The 23,788-nt window shown below is 66.8% G+C and carries 16 protein-coding genes; 7 read left to right on the top strand and 9 right to left on the bottom strand.

The window, feature by feature from the left end:
- Both HV742_RS32380 and HV742_RS26165 read right to left on the bottom strand, forming a co-directional pair.
- On the bottom strand, positions 1–804 hold the full coding sequence (locus HV742_RS32380; protein ID WP_049075141.1) for a BPSS1780 family membrane protein: 804 nt from the start codon (positions 802–804) through the stop codon (positions 1–3).
- 64 nt (positions 805–868) lie between these two features.
- On the bottom strand, positions 869–1,837 hold the full coding sequence (locus HV742_RS26165; protein WP_054417777.1) for a homoserine kinase: 969 nt from the start codon (positions 1,835–1,837) through the stop codon (positions 869–871).
- 186 nt (positions 1,838–2,023) lie between these two features.
- On the opposite strand from HV742_RS26165, the gene dusA reads away from it, so the two are divergent.
- Entirely contained in the window at positions 2,024–3,040 is a 1,017-nt protein-coding gene (gene dusA / locus HV742_RS26160; RefSeq protein ID WP_081330275.1) for a tRNA dihydrouridine(20/20a) synthase DusA, read from the top strand.
- A 126-nt stretch (positions 3,041–3,166) separates the two neighbouring features.
- Here dusA and HV742_RS26155 read toward each other — a convergent pair whose 3' ends face one another.
- Positions 3,167–3,625 (bottom strand): CBS domain-containing protein, encoded by a 459-nt coding sequence (locus HV742_RS26155; RefSeq protein ID WP_049075134.1) that lies wholly within the window; start codon positions 3,623–3,625, stop codon positions 3,167–3,169.
- A 31-nt stretch (positions 3,626–3,656) separates the two neighbouring features.
- The gene (locus tag HV742_RS26150; protein ID WP_049075132.1) at positions 3,657–4,970 is read right to left on the bottom strand and encodes a YihY family inner membrane protein; all 1,314 of its coding nucleotides are present in this window, start codon (positions 4,968–4,970) and stop codon (positions 3,657–3,659) included.
- 17 nt (positions 4,971–4,987) lie between these two features.
- Here HV742_RS26150 and HV742_RS26145 point away from each other — a divergent pair, with 17 nt between their 5' ends.
- The 3 genes from HV742_RS26145 (at position 4,988) to HV742_RS26135 (ending at position 7,777) form a co-directional block, all read left to right on the top strand.
- On the top strand, positions 4,988–5,359 hold the full coding sequence (locus HV742_RS26145; RefSeq protein ID WP_049075127.1) for a DUF2069 domain-containing protein: 372 nt from the start codon (positions 4,988–4,990) through the stop codon (positions 5,357–5,359).
- Positions 5,356–6,843, top strand: a complete 1,488-nt coding sequence (locus tag HV742_RS26140) for a protein adenylyltransferase SelO (protein ID WP_175146738.1) — start codon at positions 5,356–5,358, stop codon at positions 6,841–6,843. The genes HV742_RS26145 and HV742_RS26140 overlap by 4 nt, the downstream gene beginning before the upstream one ends.
- Positions 6,844–7,057: 214 nt before the next feature.
- A complete protein-coding gene (locus HV742_RS26135; RefSeq protein ID WP_049075123.1) occupies positions 7,058–7,777 on the top strand; it encodes a response regulator transcription factor in 720 nt (239 codons plus the stop codon).
- Here the strand turns inward: HV742_RS26135 and HV742_RS26130 are convergent.
- The gene (locus HV742_RS26130; RefSeq protein WP_254601256.1) at positions 7,759–9,174 is read right to left on the bottom strand and encodes a sensor histidine kinase; all 1,416 of its coding nucleotides are present in this window, start codon (positions 9,172–9,174) and stop codon (positions 7,759–7,761) included. The two genes, HV742_RS26135 and HV742_RS26130, sit on opposite strands and share 19 nt — an antisense overlap.
- 8 nt (positions 9,175–9,182) lie before the next feature.
- Positions 9,183–11,156: a bifunctional diguanylate cyclase/phosphodiesterase gene (locus tag HV742_RS26125; RefSeq protein WP_175146736.1), complete on the bottom strand. Its 1,974-nt coding sequence runs from the start codon at positions 11,154–11,156 to the stop codon at positions 9,183–9,185.
- Between the two features lie 533 nt (positions 11,157–11,689).
- On the opposite strand from HV742_RS26125, the gene HV742_RS26120 reads away from it, so the two are divergent.
- Genes HV742_RS26120 through HV742_RS26110 form a run of 3 tightly spaced genes read left to right on the top strand, consistent with a single transcriptional unit; the run spans position 11,690 to position 15,138 of the window.
- Entirely contained in the window at positions 11,690–13,156 is a 1,467-nt protein-coding gene (locus HV742_RS26120) for a putative bifunctional diguanylate cyclase/phosphodiesterase (RefSeq protein WP_175146735.1), read from the top strand.
- Positions 13,157–13,190: 34 nt separating this feature from the next.
- On the top strand, positions 13,191–14,258 hold the full coding sequence (gene aroC, locus HV742_RS26115) for a chorismate synthase (RefSeq protein WP_049075116.1): 1,068 nt from the start codon (positions 13,191–13,193) through the stop codon (positions 14,256–14,258).
- A gap of 40 nt (positions 14,259–14,298) precedes the next feature.
- Positions 14,299–15,138: a M48 family metallopeptidase gene (locus HV742_RS26110; protein ID WP_175146734.1), complete on the top strand. Its 840-nt coding sequence runs from the start codon at positions 14,299–14,301 to the stop codon at positions 15,136–15,138.
- Positions 15,139–15,253: 115 nt separating this feature from the next.
- On the opposite strand, the gene HV742_RS26105 is transcribed toward HV742_RS26110, so the two are convergent.
- From HV742_RS26105 to HV742_RS26095, 3 genes are all read right to left on the bottom strand, one after another.
- Positions 15,254–17,221: a bifunctional diguanylate cyclase/phosphodiesterase gene (locus tag HV742_RS26105; protein ID WP_059269755.1), complete on the bottom strand. Its 1,968-nt coding sequence runs from the start codon at positions 17,219–17,221 to the stop codon at positions 15,254–15,256.
- Between the two features lie 19 nt (positions 17,222–17,240).
- On the bottom strand, positions 17,241–17,924 hold the full coding sequence (locus HV742_RS26100; protein ID WP_100503775.1) for a transglutaminase-like cysteine peptidase: 684 nt from the start codon (positions 17,922–17,924) through the stop codon (positions 17,241–17,243).
- 136 nt (positions 17,925–18,060) lie between these two features.
- A partial coding sequence (locus tag HV742_RS26095) for a VCBS domain-containing protein (protein ID WP_175146733.1) occupies positions 18,061–23,788 on the bottom strand: 5,728 nt, incomplete at its 5' end.

Genomic DNA, 23,788 nt, shown 5'->3' with positions numbered 1-23,788 from the left:
TCATGCCTCGGCGCTGTGGCCGTTGTCGAAGTTCGGGCTGGCGCTGTTGATGCCGAACACGGAGGTGTACGACGGATAGAAGCTGCAATAGAACACGCCCGCCGCCGCGATCGTGAACGGGATCTGCAACGTGCTGGCCAATTGCGGCGACAGCCCCAGCGCGACCAGCAACCCCGAGCACAGGTCCAGGAACAGCGCGATCAGGACCCAGGTGGCGGCGTACACCAGGAAGGCCCACTTGTTGCGCCAGCAGGCGATGCCAGAGAAGAACAGGGCCTGGGTCAGGCGCAGTCCATGCCATGCCACCAGCACCGGCGCATACCAGAACAGGGCTGCGATCACGATGTAGATGATCGTGAAGATGATGAGCGGCGCGCGTAGCGCCATCAGGATGGGCTCCATGCTGTTCTCGATGGATGCGATGCGCATGCCTTCGGAGAACGCGGCCGAGAAGGGCAGGAACGTTGCGAGGCCGGCCGCCAGGCTGACCGCCGCGTACAGCAGGCCCATCAGGAACAGCTTGCGGAATACGCCGGGCTGCTTCAGGGGCTTGGCCCACATCGAGGGCAGCATCACGCGATCCGCTTCGACGTGTTTGCAGGCGGCCAGGCTCATCAAGGTGACCGACGGCATCAGCGCGATGAACAGGATCGGACCCACGATCTGCGCGGCGAAGGCGAAAATGACCAGAAGGCTGTTGATCAGCGCCCAGGTGTACATGGCCAGGGGTTGCTTGCGGAACAGACGGAAGCCGTCTCGGACCCATTGCCAGCCGGAAGACGCGGGGAGGAATGCTGCTTGCATGGCTCTCTTGGGGGTGATCTCTCAAAAAGGGACGTGCTACCCCCAATTATGGGGGGCGTAACGATTACGGCAATACCGGCAGGCCCGGGCGGTGGCGTGCCTGCAACACTCTCTCGAAATGTCGGGGATCGTGCGGCTTGAGCGTCTGGGCCGGACGCGGCAGGAAAAAGTCGTACAGGCGCGACAGCCAGAAGCGCAGGGCGGCGGCGCGCAGCATCAACGGCCAGGCCTGGCGTTCAGCGTCGGTGAATGGACGCACCTGGGCGTAAGCAGCCAGCCAGGACTCGACCAGTTCGGGGATGAATTCGCCGGTATCGCGCTCGATGCACCAGTCATTGACGCTGACGGCCACGTCGAACAGCCAGGTATCGCAGCCGGCGAAATAGAAGTCGATGATGCCGCCCATGAGCGGATCCTCGAAGGTGCCGGCAAACAGCACGTTGTCGCGGAACAGGTCGCAATGGGCCGGGCCAGCGGGCAGCGCCTGCCAGGCCGGGCTGGCGGCCGCTGCCTGCTGGGCGGCCAGCTCCGATTGCAGCAACTGCGCCTGGCCCGGTTCCAGGAAGGGCAGGACCTTGGGCGCGGTTTCGACCCACCAGGACAGGCCGCGCAGGTTGGGCTGCTGGATCGGAAAGTCCCGCGCCGCCATGTGGGCGCGGGCCAGCGTGGCGCCGGCCAGGGCGCAATGGGCGGCTCCCGGTGCCGGTTCGTAGCCGCCGGGCAGGCGCGAGACGATGGCGCAAGGCTTGCCGTGCAGGGTGGTCAGGCGGGTGCCGTCGCGCAGCGTCTGCGGTTGCGGCACGGGGATGCCGCGGCTGGCCAGGTGGTACATCAGCTCGATGTAGAACGGCAGCTGGGCATGCGTGAGCACCTCGAACAGCGTCAGCACGTACTCGCCGCGGCTGGTGTAGAGGAAATAGTTGGTGTTTTCGATGCCCGCCGTGATCCCCCGCAGCGAGACGAACTCGCCCAGGTCGAAATGCGCCAGCAGGGCGCGCGCGTCGTCGTCGGATACGGGGGTGAAAACGGCCATTGATGTCAGGGAAATAGGGGTTAACGGACGCGGGGTGAGGCACGCCTGGATAGGCGTGCGCGCGGCGGCGGCGCAATTTTAGACCACATGGCCGGCAGGGTCAGGACGATTACCAGCCGGACCCGCCGGGCAGAATCCCGCCAAGCACCGTAAAATACCGCATCCCCTTGTTTTGCTGAGTGATTCTTGGACTCCCCCGACTGGCGGCTGTGTGTCGCCCCGATGATCGACGTGACCGACCGGCATTGCCGCTATTTCCACCGGCTGCTGGCGCCGCGCGCGCGTCTTTACACCGAAATGATCACCACCGGCGCGCTGCTGTATGGCAACGTGGCGCGCCATCTCGACTTCGACGAAGCCGAGCATCCGGTTGCGCTGCAACTGGGCGGCAGCGAGCCGGACGCGCTGGCGCAGTCGGCCAGGCTGGGGCGGCAGTGGGGCTATGACGAAATCAACCTGAATTGCGGTTGCCCGTCGGAACGGGTGCAGAAGGGCGCGTTCGGCGCCTGCCTGATGGCCGAGCCCGACCTGGTTGCCGATTGCATCAAGGCGATGCAGGACGCGGTCGATATCCCCGTGACGGTCAAGCATCGCCTGGGGCTGGACTATGACGAGTCCTACGCCTTCGTGCGCGATTTCGTCGGCAAGATCCACGACACCGGCTGCCGGGTGTTCATCGCCCATGCGCGCAACGCGGTGCTCAAGGGCCTGTCGCCCAAGGACAATCGCGAGATTCCGCCGCTGCGCTACGACGTGGTGAGCCAGCTCAAGCGGGATTTCCCCGACTGCGTGTTCGTGCTGAACGGGGGGCTGGCCGATGCGGCGCAGTCGGTGCGCGCGGCTGCCGACTTCGACGGCGTCATGCTGGGCCGCGCGGCCTGGCACACGCCGCGAGTGCTGTCGGAGGTGTCACTGCAATTGTGGCCTTCGGTGCGCTTGCCCAGCGATGCCCAGGTGGTCGACGCGATGATGGAATACGCCACGCGCCAGGTGGCGCAGGGCGTGCCGCTACGAGTGATGACGCGGCCGATGCTGGGCCTGGTGAACGGCCAGTCGGGCGCGCGGCGCTGGCGCCGCATGTTGTCGGATCCGGCGCTGCTGGCCGCGAACGATCCCGCCCTGATCTACGATGCCTGGCGCAGCCAGCGCCATGCGCCGCCGGAACGCGATGCCGCGTTGACGGCCACGCCGGCGAGCGCCTGAATCCAGGCGCAACGGCAACGCCTGAATGCAACAACGCCCGGGTGGCCGCAAGGCCACCCGGGCGTTTTCGATGCATGACGGTTGCCGGCCGGCGGACCGCGCCGCCGCCGAGCAATCGCCCAAGGCTCAGGACTGGGGCGACTCCGCGCTTTCCGCGGGCCAGTCGCGGATGTAGGCCTTGAGCATGTTGTTTTCGAATTGCTGGGCCGCCACGATGGCCTGGGCCATGTCGTAGAACGAAATCACGCCCATCAGCGTGGGGCCGTCCATGACGGGAATGTAGCGCGCGTGCTTTTCGAGCATCAGGCGCTGCACTTCGTCGGCGCTGGTGTTGGGCGATACGCTGACCGGCGCGTCGTCCATGATGGAACGGATGGTGGTTTCGCCCGCGCCGCCATGCGCGTGCATGTGGCGGATGATCTCGCGGAACGTCAGCATGCCGACCAGCGTGCCGAATTCCATGATGACGAGCGAGCCGATATCCTGCTCGCTCATGGTTTGCACGGCCTGGGACACGGGCATGTCCGGCGATGCCGTGTAAAGCGTGTCTCCCTTGACGCGCAGAATCTCGCTGACCTTCAACATCGGTTTCTCCTGGGCGGTGGCGCCCTGATTGCTATTTCTTGCTCGCTTCCAGTTGCAGGACCGGGGCGACGCCATTTCCGGTATTTTGCGCTTCTCCGCAGAGTTCTTCCAGCACCGGCGCGTTTTCCTGGGAAATCACGGCTCCGGCAACCCGCAGGATTTCGCTGTCTTTGCGTACCCGCGGTTGGGTACGGTCCAGCAGGAAGCGGTCCACCAGGGGCGCCAACGAGGTTTCGCGGGCATCGCAGGTCAGGACCCACAAGTCGTCGGGCGTACGGGTCACCAGATTCATGTCGCAGAGGGTTTCCAGGACATCGTTCAGTTCATCCTGGTGCAATTTCAGCTTCGAGGCGAGCCGATTGGCCGGCAGGCCCGGCGGCATGCGGGACTGAGCCCGCCGCAGCGCGCGCAGCACGTCCAGCGCGTCGACGAAGGGGGCGCCGGCGTAGCGATTGAACTCCCAGCGTCCCAGGCGGATCAGCGGGGCGCTGGCGGCCAGGGTGGCGCCCAGCAGGACCGCCAGCCAGGACAGGTAGATCCACAAGAGGAAGATCGGCAGTGTGGCGAACGCGCCGTAGATGACCGTATAGGTGGGGAACCGCGTCAGGTAATAGGCGAAGGCCGACTTCATGACTTCCAGCGCGATCGCCGTGACGCAACCGCCAATGAGGGCATCGCGCCACAGCACCTGGCGGTTCGGCACCACCACGAACAGGGCGGCGAAGCCCAGGGCGGTCAGCACCAGCGGAATGAACGAGATGGCCATGCTGACGATTTCCGGCACGTCGCGCACCAGTCCCAGCGATTCGCGCGCCACGAACGAGGTGGCCCAGAGGCTGGCGCCGGCCACCACCGGGCCCAGGGTGATGACGGCCCAGTAGACCAGCGCCCGCTGCGGCAGCGGGCGCTGCCGGGTGACATGCCAGATGTCGTTGAAAGCCGTGTCGATCGTCATGATCAGCAGCAGCGAGGTCACCAGCAGGAACGCGCCGCCAATCGCGGTCAGGCGCGAGGCCTGGCGGGCGAACTGGTTCAGGTATTCCATGATGTTGTCCGAGACGGACGGCGGCATCAGGCTGTTGGCGAGGAAGTCCTCGAGCGCTACCCGGAATTCCTGGAACACCGGAAAGGCCGTGAACAGCGACAGCACCACGGCCAGCATCGGCACGATCGCCAGCACCGTGGTGAAGGTGAGGCTGGAGGCGACCTGCAGCAGCTTTTCCTCGTCGGCGCGCTGCGCGGTGAAGACAAAGGCGCGCCCGACCCGCGCCGCCCACGATGCGCGCGGGGGCGGGGGCTCGGGGGCCGCCGGCGAGGCGGCGGCAGGCTCGGCGGGGCGGTTCATCAGGCGATAATAGCAGCATGAACCCTGAACTCAACCCCCGCTTGCGCCTGGCGGCCTCGGTGTCGCTGTTCGCCCTGATCGTGCTGTGCGTCACCTGGGAAACCGTGGTGGCGCCGCTGCGTCCGGGCGGTTCCTGGATGCTGCTCAAGGCCTTGCCGCTGGTGCTGCCGCTGCGCGGCATTGTGCGCGGCAACCTCTATACGTATCAGTGGGCATCGATGCTGTCGCTGCTCTACCTGATGGAGGGCGTGGTGCGGGCCATGTCGGATCCGGCGCCGCTGTCGGTGCTGATGGCGTGGGGCGAGATCCTGCTGTCGACGCTGTTCTTCGTCAGCGCCATTTTCTACGTGCGGCCGGCCAAGCGGGCCGCCAGGAGCCAACGCGCATGAGCGCCCATTCCCTGTCCGAACTGCATGCCGTCAACTCGTTCGCGGCGCTGCCGGCCGCGTTCCATACGCGGCTCGCGCCGCAACCGCTGAACAACCCGCGGCTGCTGCATGCCAATGCCGAGGCGGCCGCGCTGATCGGGTTGGATCCGGCCGTGCTGCGGACACCGGAATTCCTGCGGGTGTTTTCCGGGGCGGAGCCGCTGCCGGGCGGCGATAGCCTGGCTGCCGTGTATAGCGGCCACCAGTTCGGAGTCTGGGCAGGACAGTTGGGTGACGGCCGTGCCCATCTGCTGGGCGAGGTCGAGGGGCCGTCCGGCGCCTGGGAGCTGCAGCTCAAGGGCTCCGGCCTGACGCCGTATTCGCGCATGGGCGATGGCCGCGCGGTGCTGCGCTCGTCAGTGCGCGAATACCTGGCCAGCGAGGCCATGCACGGCCTGGGCATCCCCACCACGCGCGCCCTGGCGCTGGTGGCGTCGGACGATCCGGTGTGGCGCGAAACCGTGGAAACCGCCGCCATCGTGACCCGCATGTCGCCCAGTTTCGTGCGCTTCGGGTCGTTCGAGCATTGGTCCTCGCGACGCCAGCCGGACCTGCTCAAGACGCTGGCCGACTACGTCATCGACCGCTACTACCCCGAATGCCGGGCCGCGCCCGCCGGCGAGGCGCACAGCGACACCGCGCCCTACGTGCGCCTGCTGCGCGAGGTCACCCGGCGCACCGCCTTGCTGATGGCGGACTGGCAGGCGGTGGGCTTCTGCCACGGCGTCATGAACACGGACAACATGTCCATCCTCGGCCTGACCCTGGACTACGGCCCCTATGGCTTCATGGACGGTTTCCGGCTCGGCCATGTCTGCAACCATTCGGATTCCGAAGGCCGCTATTCCTGGAATCGCCAGCCGTCGGTGGCGCTATGGAATCTGTACCGGCTGGGGGGCAGCCTGCACACCCTGGTCCAGGACGTGGATGCCTTGCGCGCGGTGCTCGATGAGTTCGAAGGCGTCTTCACCCGCGCCTTCCATGACCGCATGGGGGCCAAGCTGGGCCTGGCCGCATGGCGGCCGGCGGACGAGCCGCTACTGGACGATCTGCTCAAGCTGATGGATGCCAATCAGGCGGATTTCACCCTGACCTGGCGGCGGCTGGCGGACGCGGCGCTGGGCCGGCGCGCGCCGTTCCAGGACCTGTTCATCGATCGCGGCGCCGCTTCGGACTGGCTCGACCGTCTGCTGGCGCGCCAGGCCGAGGACGGGCGCCCGGCGACCGAGGTGGTCACGTCCATGAACCGCGTCAACCCCCTATATGTATTGCGCAACCACTTGGCCGAAGAGGCGATCCGTGCCGCCAAGGCCGGCGACGCCAGCGAAATCGACACCTTGATGATGTTGTTGCGCGATCCCTTCACGGCGCGAGACGGCTACGAAAAGTATGCCGGCCTGCCGCCGGACTGGGCCAATGGCATCGAAGTCAGTTGTTCGTCTTGATGTTCGTTTTGCGCGTTTTTTGGCGACAAAACGGTATTTTGAGCGGGGAAGGCAAGGAAAATTGGCGCAATGAGACGAAAAATCGCGGTTTTTTTCTCTGCAATCATTCGTTTCCATTGTAAAAGTCGTAAGATTGTCGCCTGCGGGACACTCAGGTGGCATGCCTGTCACTGGGGCATTTGTCGACAATTTTCAATATAAAAGCACTCTGAATATGCCTGGCGCAGATGGTTTGCTGTGTATCGGCCTGCTTGAGGATGACGCGGACTTCCGGGAGGAGTTGGCGTTGGGCCTGGGCGGGTACGGTTTCCGTGTGGCGTTCGCCTGTGACAATGCCGCGGCGTTCTACCGCCGCTTGCAGGAACAACCTTGCGATATCGTCATTCTCGATGCCCATCTTCCGGGAGAAGACGGTTTTTCGGTGGCGACGCGGCTGCGCGCGCTCAGTCCGGTCGGCATTGTCATGCTGACCGGGCGCAGCGCGCTCGAAGACCGGGTGCGCGGCCTGGAAGGCGGCGCCGATGTCTACATGACCAAGCCGGTCGACCTGCTTGAACTCAGTTCGGTAATTCGCAGCCTGGCGCGGCGCATGCGCCTGGCCAAGTCGCCGCGACCGGCCGACGCCGAGACGCGCGCGGCCGCCGACACGTCGTGGTCGCTGCAGGATGGTGGCTGGATCCTGGTGGCGCCCGATGGCGCCTCGCTGCACCTGAGCGCCCAGGAACGCACGTTCCTGGTGGCCCTGATGGACGCGGCCGGTTCCGCGGTCAGCCGCCAGGCGCTGGCCGAGCTGTTCCTGCCCGACAGCCCGGGCGGTTTCGAGTTGCGCCGCATCGACGTGCTGGTCAGCCGCCTGCGCGCCAAGGCGCAGAGCGCGGGCCTGAAACTGCCCGTGCTGTCCGTGCGCGGCCAGGGCTACGTGTTCGCCGCCTGATCCTTCGCCGCCTGAGCGGGCGTATCCGGCTCGGGGGGCCGGGCGGGCAGGGTGATGACGAAGCGCGTGCCCACGCCCACTTCGCTCTGCATCGTGAGCGAGCCGCCCTGGCTCTGGCAGATGCGGCGGGCCAGGTACAGCCCGATTCCCATGCCTTGCGTTTCGCGGTGCGCCGCGCGCCGGAAGCGCGGTTCGAAGATACGGGCCTGCTCTTCCGGGCCGATGCCCGGGCCACGATCCGTGACCGCCACCCACGCCATCGGCGCGCCGTTTGCTTCGGCGTGGCCGGTCTCGATGCGGATCGGTTCGCTGGCCGGTGAATACTTGACCGCGTTGTGGATCAGGTTGCGCACCACCACACCCGTGAGCGCGCGGTCGCAATAGACCGGCAGCGAGCCGCTGCCCGCTTGCAGCCGCAGCGCGTGGGCGGTGTCGGGCTGCATGGCGGCGACGGCGTCGCGGGCCAGCTCGGTCATGTCGGTCAGTTCGGCCCGCGGTGTCCAGGCTTGCTCGCCCAGTCGGTCCTGGTTCAGCAGTTGTTCCATCAGTTCGGTCATCCGGCTGACCGAACGGTGAATGCGCGCCAGGCGGCTGTCCACGGTTTCGCCGCTGCCCGACAAAATCATGTCGAGCGACTGGGCCGCCGCGCTGATCGTGGCCAGCGGCGCGCGCAGTTCGTGCGAGATCAGGGCATTCATCTGGCGCTGGGTATCGAGGGCGCCAGCCATTTCCACCAGTCGCAATTCCCCTTCGACCCATTGCTCGGCATCGTTGGCATTCCGCTGCGTGGCTGCCTGCCGCGAGCGCGGTTCCAACCCGGCCAGCAGGAGAGCGGCCAGTACCAGCAGCAGCCGCGCCAGCGGCGCCGCCAGCGCGCCATCGCCCGGCGCGGACCAGGCGTCATGGCCCAGGATCCAGACCGATGCCAGGTGCGCCGCGCCCAGGGCCAAGGCGGCGGCTCGGCGCGGCATGGGGCCGGCGGCGGCGGCCAGGAACCATACCGCCAGTACCGCGCTGGCGGCGGCGCCGGCGCCGGCGACCAGCGTTGGCATCAGGCGGCCGCTGGCGTCGTAGACGAAGATCAGCGCCAGCGCCGCCAGGCCGGTCAGCGCGATGCCGGCCCAGCGACACGCCATCGCCAGGCGCGCGGCGGCGGGGCGGCCGGCGATCAGGGGAATGGACAGGGCCAGCAGGGCGGCGTAGGAGCCGGCCTGCAACGCGCCGGCGGGAAACAGCGCGGGCTGGGCGCGCAGCACGCCCTCCACCAGGACGAAGGCCAGGCCGGCGCCGTAGATCGGCGCGCGGGTATAGAGCCAGCTGATCGCGCAGGCTACCGCGCAAGCCAGGGCGGTGCCGGCGGCCAGGCCGATCTGCAGATCGGGGAGGTGAAGAAGCAATCCTTCCGTCAACGAGAAATCCACTGTTGGTCAGGCGCAGGGTCGTGTGCGCGGGCGAAGTTTACGCCAGCGCCGCGAAGCGCGTGGACGCCGATTTTCTCCAGGATGGAACGCGCGGCATCGTCGGGCACGTCTTCGGCGTACACCGCCATGCCGAGCGAAGCGGCGGTGGCCACGACGGTCGCGGCCAGGTGCTGGCTGCCAGGGCTGTGCGCGATGCCGGTGATGAAGCTGCCGCACAGTTTCACGTATGACAGGGGGTAGGCGTGCAGGTGTTCCATCGCGCCGAACTGTTGCGACAGGCGCGACAGGCCGACGCGGCCGCCGGCGGCGGTGACGGTCTGGCACAACTGGCCCATGTCGGCGCCGTGTTCCATCAGGGCGGCCGCGTCCACCTCGATGATCAGGCGGCTGGCCAGGGCCGGCCGATCGGCCAGCATGCGTTCCAGCCGCGACAGGAAAGCGCCCTGGGCCAGCGAGGCTTGCGAGATATGGACCGCCAGCGCGTCGGGGTGGGTGTACAGCCAGTCCAGCCCGAGGCGGACCGCCTGGATGTCGCATTCGGCCGAGAGCCCCAGGCGCACCGCCGGCGGCATGAAGATGGCGGCCGGCACGGGATCGGCGCCGCTGGTGTCGTGCAGGGTCAGGCTGGCTTCGTAGTGCAGCAGGGCGCCCGCGACATCGGCCAAGGGCTGGGTCGAGAGCGAGAACCGATGCTGCTCCAGCGCGGTGGCCAGGGCATCGTGCCAGCTGTATTCACCGATGCGGGTGCTGTCGGCCGCCTGGCTGGCCGGCGCGATCTGGTCGTCGTCGGCGCTTTCCGCGCACATCAGGGCGTGGTCCAGCCGCGCCAGTGTGTCGCGCATGTTGTCGCCCGGCGTGAACGCGGTCATCGCCAGCGCCCAGCGGCACCAGCCCTGCTTGTCCATCGGCACCCGCAAGGAGCGCAGTTCGCGTCGCACGCGTTCGGCCAGCATGCCGGCCTGGGGGGCCGAGGTGCGCGGCATCAGCAGTGCGAAGTCCGAGCCGCCGATGCGCGCCAGCGTCATGTGCGGGTCGCCGCTACCGTCGACCAGCTTGCGCAGGCGGTCGGACGATGAGCGCAGCCACTGGTCGGTAAAGGCGCGCGACAGGTGGCGGTTGATCTGGGCCAGATCGCGCTGGCGGAACATCAGGAGATGGCCGCCGGCCTCGGGCTCCTGGCTGGCCAGCGCCTGGCGGAAGTGGTCGATGAAGAACTTGCGGTTCGGCAGGCGGGTGACGGCGTCGCGCTGGATCTCGCTTTGCAGCGATTCGATGCGGGCGTTCTGCTCCTGCACGGTCGCGGCGACCTGGCGCTGGGCGTCGACCAAGGCCTGGTCCACGCCCGCCAGTTCACAGGCGCGGCCGGGCGCGCCCGCGGCGCCCGGCGCCAGCGCGCGTACCCGTTCGCAGATATCCCGAGAGGCCCGCGTTTCGATCCAGCGCAACAGATTGGTGGCGAACAAGAGCCAGAAAACACCGGCGGCCAGCGTCAGCCCGATGACCCGGACGCCGCCTTGCCAGAGCGTCTCGCGCGCCAGCCGGGCATCGGCCTGGACCGTGACGGTACCCAGGCGCCGGCCATCCGTGCCGACATACGGCCGGGTCGCCGCAGGCGCTTCGAGCCCCAGCCAGGCGGGGCGCCAGTCGCGCGCGGCCTCGGTTTGTCCGGCCGCCGGATCGCGGCGCTCGATTTGTGTGTCCCCGTTTTCTCCGGCAATGCGCACCAGGGTGTACATGCCGGCGCCGAACAGGTCATCGGCCAGCTTGCGCGGGTCGCGCGCGCCGTCGGGGTTGTGCGACAAGGCCCAGGCCAGCGCGCTGGCGCCGGCCTGACCCTGCTGGGCCAGTTGCGAATTCAGATAGCGGTGGGCGGCCAGCATCCCCAGGGCCTGCGCGCCGAGCAGGATGAAGGCAATCAGGAGAGCGGTACAGAGGATCAGCCGGCGTAGTGTGAACATGGGTCAGGGATTCCCTTCGTGGCCCGTATTGTTGCCGGTGCCGCGCCAGGCCGGCATGCCAGTGAAAGGGGGAACATCAGGCAGCGCAAGCGCCCGTAAGCGAAAAAGGCTGGATAAGAAACGTGACACACGTTACTAATACCTCAGTGTCGTCGCCTGCGCTGTAATTCGGCATGTCACAGAACATACAGAATATTACGAAATGACCTGCGATATCAGACAGCCTGTGCAATTATTTCGATCGTGATAATTGCCCGGATGATAACTATTGAGACAGGCCGTATTAATTTTCCGGTTCAGGCTGTCGTAGTAAGAACACGGCATGGCGCAAAGGACCGGCCAGCGACTGCTATCCAAGGACCGTCATGACCCCTCGCGAGCAACCAGATCAGGGCAGGAATCGAAGGAAAGGGAGCGCGTTGCTCCTGAAGTGTGGCGTTTTTTTGCGAAAATAATGCATAATTTAAAAAATGTTACAGCCCTTGGGTTTCTTTCCGGACCGCAACGCCAAGGGTTTCTAGATAGGGGGCTCCGTGCGTGAGAGTTACCTGCTCGCACTGTGCCTGACGCTCGCGGGCGCACTTGCAGCGACATGTTTGTTTTTCGTCCGCCGGGAACGCGTGCTGCGCGGCCGGCTGACGCGTGACGAATTGACCGGCGTCCTGAGCCAGCGGGAGCTGCAGCGTCGCGCCCGCGCGTGGCTGAATCAGGCCGAACGGCAGTCGGGCCGGGGGGTGTTCGGACCCCGCGGACCGGCCCCGGAAGACCGGGAATCCCTCGGCATCGCGCGCACTCGCCCTGGCACCCGCGGCATCGGCGCGTTCTTCCTGGTCAGTTTCGACCAGTACGCCGAGATCAGCGCGATGCTGCGCGCCGGCGAGGACCAGACCCTGCTGGTGATGGTGGCCGACCGGCTCAGCCTCGTGACCCGTGCGCTGGGCGGCATGGTGGCCCGCACCGGCACCGATGCCTTCACCGTATGCATTCCCGACGTGGACGAGCAGGGCGCCGCGCAGGTGTCCGCCAAGCTGCTCGAAGACTTGTCCGTGCCCTATGAACTGGGTGGCCGACCCCTGATCGCGGTGTTTCGCGTGGGGGCGGCGTTGTATCCAGACCACGGTCGCAGCGTGGAAGAACTGCAGCGCTGCGTGCAGGTCGCCATGGTGCCCCTCAAGGAGCGCGGCGGACCGGGCTGGAACATGTTCGATTTCCGCATGCTGGCGCGCCAGCGCGACCAGCAGGGGTTGGAAAACGACCTGCGGCTGGCGCTGACCACCGCGTCGATGGACCAGTTCGAGCTGTACTACCAGCCGGTGTGCGACAGCGGCACCGGTGTGGTGCAAGGCTGCGAGGCCCTGCTGCGCTGGCACCACCCCGAACTGGGCAGTGTGTCTCCGGCCGTGACCATCGAGCTGGCCGAGCGCAGCGGCCTGATCGTGCCGCTGGGCGCCTGGATCCTGGAGCGCGCCTGCTCGCAGGCCGCGCTGTGGCCGCCAGCCTGGCGCGTGCACGTGAACCTGTCGGTCAAGCAGATGAACGAGGACGGTCTGGTGCAGCTGGTTTCCGACGTGCTGGCCACGACCAAGCTGGCGCCGCGCAAGCTGGTGCTGGAGATCACCGAGTCGCTTTTCATCCTGCACTACGAGCGCCACGTGAAGATCTTGAACACGCTGCGGGCCAAGGGCATCGGCGTGGCGCTGGATGACTTCGGTTGCGGCTACTCCAGCCTGAACCACCTGCGGCACCTGCCCATCGATTGGGTCAAGATCGACCGCAGCTTCATTTCCGCGCTTGAATCCGACGCCGGCAGCCGCGAGGTGGTGTCGGCGCTTTTCGGACTGTGTCAGGCGATGCACCTGCCGGTGGTGGCCGAGGGCGTCGAAACCGAAGGTCAACGCGAGATCCTCAAGTCGCTGGGCTGCCGCGTGATGCAGGGCTTCCTGCTGGGACGCCCGGCGCCGGCCGCGGAAATTCAGGCTTTGGCGTCGGCGGTGTCATAATCTGGGTTGCTTGCAAACCCACTGTTGACTTCCTATGCCCGGCAATACCCTCGGTACTCTGTTCACCGTCACGAATTTTGGCGAATCCCACGGGCCGGCCATCGGTTGCGTCATCGATGGCTGCCCGCCGGGCATGCCCCTGGAAGCGGCCGACATCCAGCGCGAACTGGACCGCCGCCGCCCTGGCACGTCGCGCCACGTCACCCAGCGCCAGGAAGCGGACCAGGTCGAAATCCTGTCGGGCGTCTACGAGGGCCTGACCACGGGCACGCCCATCGGCCTGCTGATCCGCAACACCGATGCGCGCAGCAAGGACTACTCCAACATCACCGACACCTTCCGGCCGGGCCATGCCGACTACGCCTACTGGCGCAAGTTCGGCCTGCGCGATCCGCGCGGCGGCGGCCGTTCGTCGGCGCGCCTGACGGCGCCCACGGTGGCCGCCGGCGCCGTGGCCAAGAAGTGGCTGGCCGAGCAGTACGGCGTGAAGGTGCGCGGCTACATGAGCCAGCTGGGCCCCATCGCGATTCCGTTCGTGTCGTGGGATGAAGTGCCGAACAATCCGTTCTACGCGCCCAACGCCGAGGTCGTGCCCGAACTGGAAGCCTATATGGACCAACTGCGGCGCGATGGCGATTCGGTCGGCGCGCGCATCGAGGTGGTGGCCGAGAACCTGCCGGCCGGGTGGGGCGAGCCTATTTATGATCGCCTGGATGCCGACATCGCCCACGTGATGATGGGCCTGAACGCGGTCAAGGGCGTCTCGATCGGCGCCGGCTTCGATTGCATCGCGCAGCGCGGCTCCGAGCATGGCGACGAGATCACGCCCGATGGCTTCCTGACCAACCACGCCGGCGGCGTGCTGGGCGGCATTTCGACCGGCCAGCCGGTCACGGTTTCGCTGGCCATCAAGCCCACCTCCAGCATCCGGGTCGAGCGCCGCTCGGTCAACCGCGCCAACGAACCCGTCATGGTGCAGACGCTGGGCCGTCACGATCCCTGTGTCGGCATCCGCGCCACGCCCATCGCCGAGGCCATGCTGGCCCTGGTGCTGATCGACCACGCGCTGCGCCATCGCGGCCAGTGCGGCGAGCCGGGCTGAGGCCGGATTCCATCGTTCCTGACCGTTGTAGGAGGCTGGCATGAGCCTGAACCGTTATCCGTTGCGCCGCATGGCGGCCGCGCTGTCCCTGGTGGCCCTGGCGGGGTGCACCGGGATGAACACCACCCAGTCCGGCGCCATCGGCGTCAATCGCACCCAGTACATGTCCAGCATGGTGCCGTCGCAGGCCCTGGAGCAGGAGGCGAACCAGCAATACGCCGATATCATCAAGCAGGCGCAGGCCAAGAACCTGCTGGATCGCGACGCGCAGCAGGTGTCGCGGGTGCGCGCCATTTCGCAGCGCCTGATCGCGCAGACCGGCGTGTTCCGCCCCGACGCGTCCGCGTGGAAGTGGGAAGTGCACGTGCTGACCAGCGACGAGGTCAACGCCTGGTGCATGCCGGGGGGCAAGATCGCCGTCTATACCGGCCTGATCAACAAGATCAAGCCCACTGACGACGAGCTGGCGGCGGTGCTGGGCCATGAGATCTCCCATGCCTTGCGCGAACATGCGCGCGAGCGCGTGTCGCAGCAGATGGCCACCAATCTCGGCTTGCAGGTGTTGTCCATCGCCACGGGGTCGAGCGCCGCGTCGGACCTGGGCGGCAAGCTCAGCGACGTGATGTTCACGCTGCCCAACAGCCGCACGCATGAAACCGAGGCCGACCGCATGGGCGTCGAGCTGGCCGCGCGCGCGGGTTTCGATCCGCGCGCCGCGGTCACGCTATGGCAGAAGATGGGCGCCGCCGACAATGGCAGCGCCCCGCCCGAGATCCTGTCGACCCACCCCTCGGCGGCCTCGCGCATCACCGACCTGCAGGGCGCGGCCCAGCAGGTGCTGCCGCTGTACCAGCAATCCAAGGCCGGCGCGGCGCGCTAGCGCGCCGCCAGGCGGGGGCGGGCGCAACGCCAGGCCCGCCGGTGCCCTTCAGGCGCGGGATCCCCCGCGGCGGGACTGCCGCAAGCCCCTCCTGCCGATTTGACGACTGCCGGCCTCAGGCCGGCAGTTTCACGCCCGGGCCGCGCATCACGCTGATGCCCAGGTCGGCCAGGATGCGGCGCGTTTCGCTGTCCGGCACGTCTTCCGCGTAGACCGCGATATCGAGCTTGCGCGCGGTTTCCAGCACAGATGCGGTCAATTGCTGGCTGCCGGGGCTTTGCGACATGCCGCCGATGAAGCCGCCGCCCAGTTTCACGTAGGACAGCGGCAGCGTGTGCAGTTGCGCCACCGCGCCGAACTGCTGCGCCAGGCGGCGCACGCCGATATGGGCGCCGAATTCCGACGCCACCCGGGCCAGCGTGGCGATCTGCTCGTGACACTCGACCAGCCCGTGGGCATCGATTTCCAGGAACAGGCGCCGCGCCAGTGCCTTGCGTTCGGTCAGCAGCAGCGCCAGCTGCCGGAAATATTTCTGGCCGCGCAGCGAGGGCAGGGCGACGCGCAGGGTCAGCTCGCCGTCGTGGGCGGCCAGCCAGTCCAACCCCAGGCTCACGGCCTGCAGGTCGCAGTCGGCCACCAGGTCGAGCCGCACCGCGGGCGGAATGAACAGAGTGGCGGGAATCGGCGCCTGGTCGGCGGCGGTGCGCAGCATCAGCATCGCCTCGGTACGGATGGGAACGCCGGCGGCGTCGCGCAGCGGCTCGGTGGCCAGCTCGAAGCGGTGGTCTTCCAGCGCCGACAGGATCGCGTCCTTCCAGGCGCGCTCGCCGGATTCGGAGGGCGATTGCGCGTCGGCGGCGCCCGCGATCACGACCTGGTCGTTGCCGGCGCTCTCGGCCCGCATCAGGCCGAAGTCCAGTCGTGACAGCACGGGGCCGGCCTGGTTGCCGCGGCTATAGTCGGCCATGGCCTGGGCCCAGCGGCACAGGTGGCCCTCGCCGACCGGAATGCGCGAGGCGTGCAGGTCGGCGCGCAGTTGTTCGGCGATCATCATCGCCTGCGGCGCCGCGCAGCCCGGCAGCAGCAGGGCGAAATCGGAACCGTTCAGGCGCGCCAGCAGCGGATCGGCCACGTGCAGCGACTTGAGCGAGGCCTGGATGCGTTCGCAGGCGGCGCGCAGCCACTGGTCGATGAACTCGCGCGGCATGTGGCGGTTCAGGTCGGCCAGGTCGCGCTGGCGGAACACCAGCACATGGCCGCCGTCCGTGCCGGCGCGGGCCGGTGCGTGACCGGCGGCCGGGCCGGTTTCGAGCGCGCGGCGGAATTCGTTGACGAAGTACTTGCGGTTGGGCAGGCGGGTGACCGGGTCCTGGTTCAGCTCCAGCTCCAGGGATTCGATCTTGGCGTTCTGTTCCTCGGCGCTGGCGTAGACGCGTTCGCGGGTCTGGTTGAGCGCCTGCACCACGTCGGACAGTTCCGGCACGCGCGCTTCCATCTGCCGCGGCGGCGTGTCCTGGCCGATGCTGCGGACGTGGTCGCTGACCTCGCGCAGCAGCCGGTTCTTGATCCAGCCGACCAGCGCGAAGGCGAACAGCGCCCAGATCAGGCCCGCGCCCAGCACCAGCGCGATCATGCGCAGGCTGCTGCGCCACAGGGCTTCCCAGGCGTAGGCGTCGTTGGCCACCAGCGTCACCTCGCCGATCTGGCGCCAGCCGTCGCTGACGGCGTGCGAGGCCGAGCGCGCGTCCAGCGGCGCCAGGGCGCGGAACCAGGCGGGCACCGAGGCGGCGGTGGCGGTCGATTGGCGCTCGATCAGCACCTTGCCTTCCGGATCGGCCAGGCGCACCAGCGAGAAGTGGCCGCCGTCGTACAGCGCCGACACCAGCAGTTCCTGCACCACCGGGTCGTTGTTGGCCGGCTGCGACAACGACAGCGCCAGCGACACGGCGGCGTCGGTGGCCTGCACCTGCAATTGGCCCGACAGGTATTCGCGGGCGGCGTTGACGCTGAGCGCCAGGGTGCCCAGCAGGATGACGCCGATCGCGAGGGTGACGCTGAGCAGGAGCTGTCGAAGTATGGACATAGTCTTGTGGTTCCGGACGTCAGGGGCGTATGCCTTCCCGTTCCATGCGTTGGAGTAGATCGCGCCAGCGGCTGAGGCGGTCAACCGGTGCGGCGGGTTTGCCGTCGACGTAGACGCCGTCGGCATTGAAGCTGAAGACCGGCGTCAGGTCGCGCCGTTGCGACGCCGGCAGGATGGTCGAGACCAGGCTGTCCAGCACCAGCGGTACTGCATTGGGTGTTTCGTAGTAGCCCAGCACCATGTGGGCGATCTGGCTGCTGCTGGCCGGGCCGCCCACCCGCGCGCGGACATAGATGAAGCGCAGCTTGCTGGCCGGCACGCCCATCGACAACAGGGTGAAATACTTGCCGATGACGTAGTCTTCGCAATCGCCCGCGCCCTTGCCCAGCGATTCGAGCGGCGTGGCCCAGTAGTCGTCCTTGCCCCAGATCGTGATGTCGTCGCCCGACAGCAGCGCGCGGTTCCAGAAATCGTTCGCCACCACCAGCCGGTCCTTTTCCAGCGCGGGGGGCGTGGCGCGCAGCAATTGCAGCCAATTCGACACCGCCTTGGCGCCCTTGGCGCCATAGCGGCTGGCCGACAGGCTTTGCAACTTGTCGGCGTTGACCTCCAGGGCGGAACTGCCGCCCCAGCCGCAAGCCAGGCAGAGCAAAACCAGTCGGCACAGATTCAGCGTGGCGCGGAAACGGCGGGTTGATCGCATGAAACGGATTTTCACATTTTTCCGGTCGATCCAGTCGTCATCCGGAAAAAATCCCGCGCACGCCGTCCGCGTGCCGCGCTGGTCCTGCCTTGTTCGACCGGACAAGGCCGTTGCGCGGCCCTGTCCGGGGGACTGCTTAGCCGTGGTCGACGTTCAGTTTGCCCTTCTGCAACAGGTCATTGATGATGGCCTGGTTGTTCAGCTGGCCGCCCTGAGTCAGGTCGACGTTCTCCAGCACGATCTTCTGGTCCGCGCCCTGGGCGCCGAGCTTGCCCTGGGTGTTGACGTCGATGACCGTGTTGTTGCCTTCCTTGTGGAAGTTCAGGTACTGGGTCAGCGTGCCGTCCTTCTCGCCAACCAGCAGGTCCTTCAGGTCCAGGATGTCGCCGCCATCGGCCGGCTTGTCCAGCGAGAAGTCCTTGATCGTGTCGACAGCCGGCTTGGCGGTGGTGCCCTGGTCGCCCAGTTCCCACTTGAAGGTATCGCTGCCGGCGCCGCCGATCAGCGTGTCGTCGCCCTTGCCGCCGATCAGCAGGTCGTTGCCGTTGCCGCCTTCCAGCACGTCGTTGCCCGACCCCCCGTGCAGTACGTCATTGCCGTCGCCGCCGTACAGCTTGTCGTCGCCGGCGCCACCGTAAATGATGTCGTTGCCATCATCGCCATACAGGGTATCGTTGCCGCCCTGGCCGTAGATGATGTCGTCGCCGGTGCCGCCGTGGATCGTGTCATCGCCGCCGCGCGGGTCGTCGGCGAGGTTGAAGTCGGCGTGGTGGTCCTTGATGTACTGGTACAGGTCGCCGCTGGTCGGCGCGTGTCCGTCGCGCATTTCCAGGAACACCTGCAGCGCCTTCAGGCCCGAGCCCTGCGCCAGATCGGCGGGGCGGCCGCCCACCGAGGCCCAGTTCAGCACGTTGCCATCGGTGTTGAGCGTGTCGCCGAAGATGATGTCATTACCGGCACCACCGTTGATGATGTCGTTGCCGACAGCAGCCGGATCGGTGCTGGACGAGCCGCCCTGCAGCGCGGCGGCCAGGTCCTTGGCGGTGTTGACGATCTGCGGCTGGCCGACAGCGCCGGTGATGTTGGTGCCCTCGATCTTGACCGTACCGGTGCCAGTCGTGCTCGAGTTGTCAAAGAACTTCAGGTAGGCCTCGTTGACCCCCGTGCCGATGCCGATGGCGTGCACGGTGCTCTTGCCGCTCAGGCCCTTGAACTTGTCGACGGCGTCCTTCATGTCGTAGTAGTTCGTGGTGCTGCCGCCCGACCACCAGTCGCCGTTGCTGCCACGGTTGCTGAAGGTCGGATCGCCGTCCGTCAGGAAGTACGTGACGTTCTCGAAGGCCTGGCCGTTGGACGAGGTAGGCTGCTTGTTGAACCACTTCACGGCTTCGTCGAACGCGCCTTCGTAGTTGGTGCCGCCGCTGGCGCTGAGCTTCTCGATGGCCTTGATGAGGTCGCCGACGTTGCTCGCGTTCAAGCCGTTGATCGTGTACTTGGTGCTGGCCGTCGATTCGAAGCCGATCAGCGCCACGTTGACGATGCCGTCATGGCCCTTGAGGGTGTTCGCCAGGTTCTTGAGCGCGTCGATGGTCAGCTGCATGCGCGTCAGGCCCTTGGTGCCGGAGGCTTCCGACATACTGCCCGACGTGTCCACCACGATCGCGATGTTGTAGTTCTTGCCCGGCTCAACCGTGGTGACCGTGCCACCCTTGTCGCCAAGGATGACGTCGTCGCCGCTGCCGCCGTTGATGGGCGGCTTGGTGCCCGTGCCGCTGCCGTCGTTGTCGCCCGAGATGAAGTTGTTGGTCTTGATGGCGAAGTTGTAGTCGCCCGAGGTGTCCTTGCCACCGTTGGCGGTGCCGCCGTTGTCCCGCACCTGGAAGCCAAACGAGGTGTCCTGGCCGGCCGCCGACGGCGTGTAGACCAGCTTGCCCGCGGCGATGTCCGCGGCCGAGACCACGGTGTTGATCGAGACCGCCTGGCCATTCAGCGTCAGCGTGCCGTCGGTCGGCAGGCGCGTGATGATGACGCTGTCGAGCTGGTTGCCTTCGGCGCCGTCATTGAAGTTGAACTCGGCGGCGGTGAAGGTGTGGTTGCCGCCCGCGTCCACGGTGGTGGCGTTGTCGGCGGCCACCGGCGCGTCGTTGGTGCCGATCACGTCGACCGTTATCACTTGCTTGGCGGAGCCGTCGGCCGAGACGACCTCGAAGCTCTCTTTCAGCACGGCGCCGGCGGGCAGGTCCTGGACGGCCTTCAGGCTGTTGTTCAGCGTGTAAGTCCAGTTGCCGTTGGCGTCGATCGAGAACGTGCCGTACTTGCCCGCCACGTTGGCCTGGGCGACCAGCGTGCTCTGGCCGGCGTCGGCATCCGAGACCGTCAGCTTGCCGGAGGTCACCAGCGTCTTGTCCTCGATCACGGCGCCGGTGGACTGGCCGGTGATCTTGGCGATGTCATTGGTGCCGGTGACGGTGACCGTGATTTCCTTGAACGCGGTGCCGCCATGGCCGTCATCCACCGTGACCTTGATGGTGTCGGTAACGGTTTCGCCTTCCTTCAGCGCCTGCACCTTGGTGCTGGCGTTGTCCAGCGTGTAGGTCCACTTGCCGTTCTGATCGACGGTGAAAGTGCCGTACTGGCCCTTGCCCTCGTTGCTGACGGACCAGGTGTGGGTGTCGTTGGTGTCGACGTCGGTCTTGGTCAACTGGCCGGTCGTGACCAGCGTACCGTCTTCCTTGACCGCGCCAGTGGCCGTGCCGCCGATGGTCGGGGCGTCGTTGGTGCCGGTGATGTCGATGGTGATGACCTGGGTGGCCTTGCCGCCGTTGCCGTCGTCCACCGTTACCGTGATGGAGTCGGTGGCCTTCTGGCCTTCGGCCAGGGCCTGGACCTTGGCGCTGTTGTTGTCCAGCACGTAGGTCCACTTGCCGCTCTGGTCGAGCGTGAAGGTGCCGTACTGGCCCTTGCCGTCATTATTCAGCGACCAGGTGTGCTTGTCGTTGACGTCGACGTCGGCCTTGGCCAACTGGCCCGTCACCGTCTGGGTGCCATCTTCCTTGACGGCGCCGGTGGCCACGCCGCTGATGGTCGGGGCGTCGTTGGTGCCGTTGATGGTGATGGTGACCTTGCCGGTGGTGCCGTCGGCGGTGGTGACGGTGAACGTCTCGGTCAGGTGTTCCTTGGCGCCCAGCTGCTGGACGGCCTTGGCGTCGTTGTCGAGCTTGAAGGTCCAGTTGCCGTTGGCGTCGATCGAGAACGTGCCGTACTTGCCGGCGAAGTCGGTCTGCGGCTGGAAGGTGGCCTGGCCGGCGTCCTTGTCGGTGACATCGAGCTTGCCGTTGGCCGTGTAGATCTTGTCTTCCTGGACCGTGCCGGCGTCATCGCCCGGCTTGCTGGGGGTGATGACGGCGGCATCGTTGGTGCCGGTGATGTCGACGGTGATGGTCTTGGTCGCGGTTCCGCCGTTGCCGTCGTCGACGGTTACGGTGATGGTGTCGGTGACCTTCTGGCCTTCGGTCAGGGCCTGGACCTTGGCGCTGTCGTTGTCCAGCACGTAGGTCCACTTGCCGTTCTGGTCGACGGTGAAGGTGCCGTACTGGCCCTTGCCGTCGTTGTTGACGGACCAGGTGTGCTTGTCGTTGACGTCGACGTCGGTCTGGGTCAGTTGGCCGGACGCGGTGGTCGTGCCATCTTCCTTGACGGCGCCGGTGGCCACGCCGCTGATGGTCGGGGCGTCGTTGGTGCCGTTGATGGTGATGGTGACCTTGCCGGCGGTGCCGTCGGCGGTGGTGACGGTGAACGTCTCGGTCAGGTGCTCCTTGGCGCCCAGCTGCTGGACGGCCTTGGCGTCGTTGTCGAGCTTGAAGGTCCAGTTGCCGTTGGCGTCGATCGAGAATGTGCCGTACTTGCCGGCGAAGTCGGTCTGCGGACGGAATACGGCTTCGCCGGCGTCGGGGTCGGTGACGTCGAGCTTGCCGCTGGCCGTGTAGACCTTGTCTTCCTGGACCGTGCCGGCGTCATCACCCGGCTTGCTCGGGGTGATGATGGCGCCGTCGCTGGTGCCATCGACGGTGATGGTGATCACCTGCGTGGCCGTGCCGCCATGGCCGTCATCGACGGTCACGGTGATGGTGTCGGTCAGGTGCTCGCCGTCCTTGAGCGCCTTGACGTCCGGGTTGGCGTTGTCGAGCTTATAGGTCCACTTGCCATTCTGGTCGAGCGAGAAGGTGCCGTACTGACCCTTGCCGTCGTTGTTCAGCGACCACGTGTGCGTGTCGTTGGTGTCGACGTCATGCTGGGTCAGCTGGCCAGTGACTTCCTGGTTGCTGCCTTCCTTGATCTGGCCGGTGGCCGTGCCGGTGATGGTGGGGGCATCGTTGGTGCCGGTGACCGTCACGGTGACGACCTGGGTCGCCTTGCCGCCGTTGCCGTCGTCGACGGTTACGGTGATGGTGTCGGTGACCTTCTGGCCTTCGGCCAGGGCCTGGACCTTGGCGCTGTCGTTGTCCAGCGTGTAGGTCCACTTGCCAGTGGCGTCGATGGTGAACGAGCCGTACTGGCCCTTGCCATCGTTGTTCAGCGACCAGGTGTGCTTGTCGTTGACGTCGACGTCGTGCTGGGTCAGTTGGCCGGAGACTTCCTTGGCGCCGTCTTCCTCGACGTTGCCGGCGGCCGCGCCGGTGATGGTCGGCGCGTCGTTGGTGCCGTTGATGGTGATCACGACCTGCCCGGTGGTGCCATCGGCGGTGGTGACGGTGAAGGTCTCGGTCAGGCTTTCCTTGGCGCCCAGCTGCTGGACGGCCTTGGCGTCGTTGTCGAGCTTGAAGGTCCAGTTGCCGTTGGCATCGATCGAGAACGTGCCGTACTTGCCGGCGGCGTCGGTCTGCGGCGTGAACTTGGCTTCGCCGGCATCCTTGTCGGCGACATCGAGCTTGCCGTTGGCCGTGTAGACCTTGTCTTCCTGGACCGTGCCCGCGTCGTCGCCCGGCTTGCTCGGGGTGATGACGGCGGCGTCGTTGGTGCCGGTGATGGTGACCGTGATGGTCTTGGTCGCGGTTCCGCCGTGGCCGTCGTCGACGGTCACGGTGATGGTGTCGGTGACCTTTTCGCCGTCCTTCAGGGCCTGGACCTTGTCGCTGGCGTTGTCCAGCTCGAACTTCCAGTTGCCGCTCTGGTCGACGGTGAAGGTGCCGTACTGGCCCTTGCCGTCGTTGCTGACGGTCCAGGTGTGCTTGTCGCTGGCGTCGACGTCGGTCACGTCGAGCTTGCCGGTGGCGGTGGCGGTGCCGTCCTCGGTCACCGCGCCATCGGTCTTGCCGCTGAGCTTCGGATCGTCGTTGGTGCCGTCGATGGTGACGGTGATGGTGCTGGAGGTGCCGTCGGCGGTGGTGACGGTGAAGGTCTCGACCAGCTTCTCGCCCACGGCCAGGGCCTGGACCTTGGGATCGTTGTTGTCGAGCTCGTACTTCCAGTTGCCGTTGGCGTCGATGGAGAACTTGCCGTGCTCGCCCTTGGCGTCGGTCTGCGGGTTGAAGGTGGCTTCGCCCGCGTCCTTGTCGGTCACGTCCAGCTTGCCGCCGGTGGTCAGGTTGCCGTCTTCCTGGACCGTGCCCGCGTCGTCGCCCGGCTTGCTCGGGGTGATGACGGCGGCGTCGTTGGTGCCGGTGATGGTGACCGTGATGGTTTTGGTCGCCGTTCCGCCGTGGCCGTCGTCGACGGTCACGGTGATGGTGTCGGTGACCTTCTCGCCGTCCTTGAGGGCCTGGACCTTGTCGCTGGCGTTGTCCAGCTCGAACTTCCAGTTGCCGCTCTGGTCGACGGTGAAGGTGCCGTACTGGCCCTTGCCGTCGTTGCTGACGGTCCAGGTG

This window comes from Achromobacter ruhlandii, assembly GCF_902859695.1.
GTDB lineage: Bacteria > Pseudomonadota > Gammaproteobacteria > Burkholderiales > Burkholderiaceae_B > Achromobacter > Achromobacter ruhlandii.
Note: the sequence above shows the minus strand (reverse complement) of the source record. Positions and strands in the feature narration are given on the sequence as shown.

What these genes read in the sequence shown, in the direction of transcription:
- HV742_RS26100 (WP_100503775.1), bottom strand. Translation starts at nt 17,924, where the DNA reads ATGCGATCAACCCGCCGTTTCCGCGCCACGCTGAATCTGTGCCGACTG.
- HV742_RS26155 (WP_049075134.1), bottom strand. Translation starts at nt 3,625, where the DNA reads ATGTTGAAGGTCAGCGAGATTCTGCGCGTCAAGGGAGACACGCTTTAC.
- HV742_RS26105 (WP_059269755.1), bottom strand. Translation starts at nt 17,221, where the DNA reads ATGTCCATACTTCGACAGCTCCTGCTCAGCGTCACCCTCGCGATCGGC.
- aroC (WP_049075116.1), top strand. Translation starts at nt 13,191, where the DNA reads ATGCCCGGCAATACCCTCGGTACTCTGTTCACCGTCACGAATTTTGGC.
- HV742_RS26145 (WP_049075127.1), top strand. Translation starts at nt 4,988, where the DNA reads ATGAACCCTGAACTCAACCCCCGCTTGCGCCTGGCGGCCTCGGTGTCG.
- HV742_RS32380 (WP_049075141.1), bottom strand. Translation starts at nt 804, where the DNA reads ATGCAAGCAGCATTCCTCCCCGCGTCTTCCGGCTGGCAATGGGTCCGA.
- HV742_RS26135 (WP_049075123.1), top strand. Translation starts at nt 7,058, where the DNA reads ATGCCTGGCGCAGATGGTTTGCTGTGTATCGGCCTGCTTGAGGATGAC.
- HV742_RS26140 (WP_175146738.1), top strand. Translation starts at nt 5,356, where the DNA reads ATGAGCGCCCATTCCCTGTCCGAACTGCATGCCGTCAACTCGTTCGCG.
- HV742_RS26110 (WP_175146734.1), top strand. Translation starts at nt 14,299, where the DNA reads ATGAGCCTGAACCGTTATCCGTTGCGCCGCATGGCGGCCGCGCTGTCC.
- HV742_RS26150 (WP_049075132.1), bottom strand. Translation starts at nt 4,970, where the DNA reads ATGAACCGCCCCGCCGAGCCTGCCGCCGCCTCGCCGGCGGCCCCCGAG.
- HV742_RS26125 (WP_175146736.1), bottom strand. Translation starts at nt 11,156, where the DNA reads ATGTTCACACTACGCCGGCTGATCCTCTGTACCGCTCTCCTGATTGCC.
- HV742_RS26165 (WP_054417777.1), bottom strand. Translation starts at nt 1,837, where the DNA reads ATGGCCGTTTTCACCCCCGTATCCGACGACGACGCGCGCGCCCTGCTG.